Origin of the sequence: Methylobacterium sp. WL18 (assembly GCF_008040015.1) — a bacterium.
Classification (GTDB): Bacteria; Pseudomonadota; Alphaproteobacteria; order Rhizobiales; family Beijerinckiaceae; genus Methylobacterium; species Methylobacterium mesophilicum.
Genome location: NZ_VRVD01000562.1, coordinates 1 through 3,101, shown reverse-complemented (window position 1 = coordinate 3,101; position 3,101 = coordinate 1). Strand labels below are relative to the sequence as shown.

4 protein-coding genes are annotated in these 3,101 nt (G+C 71.3%); 3 read left to right on the top strand and 1 reads right to left on the bottom strand.

Translation table 11 applies throughout. The features are described 5' to 3' along the window. The first annotated feature begins 307 nt into the window (after nucleotides 1–307). The 3 genes from FV228_RS25010 to FV228_RS25000 all read left to right on the top strand — a co-directional run bounded on the left by FV228_RS25010 (nucleotide 308) and on the right by FV228_RS25000 (nucleotide 2,665). Entirely contained in the window at nucleotides 308–544 is a 237-nt protein-coding gene (locus tag FV228_RS25010) for a DUF4170 domain-containing protein (RefSeq protein ID WP_147857022.1), read from the top strand. Nucleotides 545–718: 174 nt separating this feature from the next. Then, nucleotides 719–1,663 (top strand): ribose-phosphate pyrophosphokinase, encoded by a 945-nt coding sequence (locus FV228_RS25005; RefSeq protein WP_147857021.1) that lies wholly within the window; start codon nucleotides 719–721, stop codon nucleotides 1,661–1,663. A 105-nt stretch (nucleotides 1,664–1,768) separates the two neighbouring features. Further along, a complete protein-coding gene (locus FV228_RS25000) occupies nucleotides 1,769–2,665 on the top strand; it encodes a hypothetical protein (protein WP_187277895.1) in 897 nt (298 codons plus the stop codon). A gap of 19 nt (nucleotides 2,666–2,684) precedes the next feature. On the opposite strand, the gene FV228_RS24995 is transcribed toward FV228_RS25000, so the two are convergent. Then, entirely contained in the window at nucleotides 2,685–2,960 is a 276-nt protein-coding gene (locus FV228_RS24995; RefSeq protein WP_007563059.1) for a YiaA/YiaB family inner membrane protein, read from the bottom strand. Between the last annotated feature and the right edge of the window lie 141 nt (nucleotides 2,961–3,101).

Below are 3,101 nucleotides of genomic sequence, written 5' to 3'. Positions count from 1 at the left end.
GCGCCTTGGCGGCCGGCTGCCCCAGCGCCGGCACGGCGCAGAGCCCGAGCGTGAGGGCGGCGACGCGGAGGAGCATGCGTGTCATGTCCCGCCCCTAGCATGGGCGCGGGGTGGTGTCGTACCCGCCGCATCGCCGCGTCCGGGTCCCCCCAGGGGCGCCCCGAGCGGCCGGATCCTGAACCGCTGATGGAGCCGTCCCGGGGGCATACCGGCCCACGGTTGTTCCGCGACGTGGGACGGACATTCGGGCTTGACCGGGCGGCTGCCATCTGCGAGCGCCGCGGGCGGGACATCGAGAGGAGAGGTCATGGCGACGGCGATCGATAGCGATCAGAAGCTCCATCTGGTCTTCGGTGGTGAGTTGCAGGACCTCGACGGCGTCCGGTTCCGGGACATCAAGGGCCTCGACATCGTCGGCATCTTCCCGGACTACGCCACCGCCCAGGCCGCCTGGCGGGCCAAGGCGCAGGCCACCGTCGACAGCGCGCAGACGCGCTACTTCGTGGTCCACCTGCACCGGCTGCTGGAGCCGCCGGTCGCCTGAGCCGGACTCCGGCACCGGCCGGTCCGGGCGCGCGCCTGTGCGGCGCGCCCGTGAAGGCATTGTGACACCTTCGGCCCGCTGCTAAGAGCCTCGCCCGTCATCAGATCCATCCGGCCCGGTGCGGGCCGGTATTCGGAGCGCGGCGCGAAGCTCGGCCGCGAGTGGGCGGACGTCATGAAATCCTCGATCAAGATCATCGCCGGCAACGCGAGCCGGCCCTTGGCCGAGGCGATCGCCGCCTATCTCGAATTGCCGCTGGCCAAGTGCATGGTCAGGCGCTTCGCCGACATGGAGATCTTCGTCGAGCTCCAGGAGAACGTGCGCGGCGAGGACGTGTTCATCGTCCAGTCGACCTCGTTCCCGGCCAACGACCACCTGATGGAGCTGCTGATCATGATCGACGCCGCGCGTCGATCCTCGGCCCGGCGCATCACGGCGGTGATCCCGTATTTCGGCTACGCCCGGCAGGACCGGCGCACCTCGGGCCGGACCCCGATCTCGGCCAAGCTGGTGGCGAACCTGATCACCGAGGCCGGGGCCGACCGCGTCCTGACCCTCGACCTCCATGCCGGCCAGATCCAGGGCTTCTTCGACATCCCCACCGACAACCTGTTCGCCGCCCCCGTGATGGTGCGCGACATCAAGGAGCGGCTGCCGAGTGCCGACCGCATGGTGGTCTCGCCGGATGTCGGCGGCGTCGTGCGCGCCCGGGCCATCGCCAAGCGGATCGACTGCCCGCTCGCCATCGTCGACAAGCGCCGGGAGCGCCCGGGCGAATCCGAGGTGATGAACATCATCGGCGAGGTCGAGGGCCGATCCTGCATCCTGGTCGACGACATCGTCGATTCCGGCGGCACCCTGGTCAACGCCGCCGAGGCCCTGCTCAAGGCCGGCGCCAAGGACGTGTCGGCCTACATCACGCACGGCGTGCTCTCCGGCGGCGCGGTCTCGCGCATCGCCGCCTCGCGGATGAAGGAATTGGTGATCACCGATTCGATCCAGCCGACGCAGGCCGTCAAGCTCGCCCGCAACATCCGGGTGGCGACCATCGCGCCCCTGCTCGGCGAGGCGATCGGCCGGACCGCCACCGAGGCCAGCGTCTCGAGCCTGTTCGACTGACCGCGCGGTTTCTTCGCGGGGACGGGCGGCACTCCTTCGACGCGCTGGAGAGCCGGCGCAGCATTCGTCGCAGTTCCGGCGCGGGATTTCGGCGCTACCTCCCGTCTGCGGACGCATCGCGATCCGGGAGGGCGGGCCCTGGGCCGGACGACACTCATCGGCATCCACGGGCTCGCCAACAAGCCGCCCCGGGATGAGAAGGCCGCCTGGTGGCGTGCGGCGATCCTGGAAGGCCTCGCCCGCAATCGCGGCGCCGCGCCGCCGGAGGTGCCGTTCACCTTCGTGTACTGGGCGGACCTGCGCTACCCGGAGCCCCTGGCGGGCGGGCGCAACCGCGAGCCCTACGATGCCGATTCCGGCACCGGCCCGTTCCCGTCCCCGGCGGACGCCCCCGAGCAGGCCGAGCCGACCCTCACGGACCGGATCTACCGTGGCCTCTCCTACCTGGAGGAGGCCACCGGGTTCACGCCGGTCGACGACCTGATCCTCGAATACCGCCTCGACGACCTCTGGGGCTATCACGCGGACGCGGCGTTCCGGGCCGCCGCCCGCGCGCGCCTGCGCGAGGCCCTGACCGAGGCGGCCGACCGCGACGTGCTGATCGCCGCGCACTCGATGGGCGGGCTGATCGCCTACGACGTGCTCCGGGCCGCCGAGCGGGACGGGACTCCCCTGCCCCGCTGCACCCTGGTCACCCTCGGCTCGCCCCTGGGGCTCGCCGAATTGAAGCTGAAGCTCGCGGGCGAGCACGGCGACCTGCGCGTGCCGGCGGCGGTCACGGCCTGGACCAACCTGATGGACCGCCAGGATATCGCCACGGTGGGCGACGACCTCGCCGAGACCTACCCGCCGAACGCCGCCGGGGTCCGGGTGCGGGACCTGCCGGTGATCAACGCCTACCGCAGGCCGGACGGCACCGAGAACCGACACAAATCCTACGGCTACCTGCGCACCCCGGAATTCTCGGACGCCGTGGCGGCGTTCCTGGCCGCCACGGCCTGAGACAGGGCGGGGGCCGCCGTCACAACCGGCCCGGCACGGCCTCGCGCAGCACCCGCTCGGCGGCGGCGTCCTCGATCTTGTTGATCAGCCGGCTCGCCTCGTGCTCGTCGCGCAGGGTCTTGGCCAGGGTGAAGGTCGTGCCGGTGAGGAAGAGCGCCGCCATGGCGAGGTAGCCTTTGATCCAGATATCGGCGGGCAGGAAGAAGATCCCGATCGCCAGCATGGCGGCGGCGGCGGTGAAGCTCACCAGGGTGAAGGTCTTCCAGGCGGCGGTGTGGGGCATCTGCGGCATCATCGGTCGTGCTCCTGTGGCTCGGGTGATCGCTTGGGTAGTTGCTCGGGTGGCGAACGGAACGACGGGTCAGGCCTGGGCCCGGAGGCGGTCGAGCACCGTCCGCGGGTCGGTGCGGGGGCGGCCGTAGCCGGCGGCGTCGAG

Excerpts from the sequence above, each read along its gene's own strand:
- FV228_RS25010 (WP_147857022.1), top strand. The coding sequence starts at position 308 with ATGGCGACGGCGATCGATAGCGATCAGAAGCTCCATCTGGTCTTCGGT.
- FV228_RS25005 (WP_147857021.1), top strand. The coding sequence starts at position 719 with ATGAAATCCTCGATCAAGATCATCGCCGGCAACGCGAGCCGGCCCTTG.
- FV228_RS24995 (WP_007563059.1), bottom strand. The coding sequence starts at position 2,960 with ATGATGCCGCAGATGCCCCACACCGCCGCCTGGAAGACCTTCACCCTG.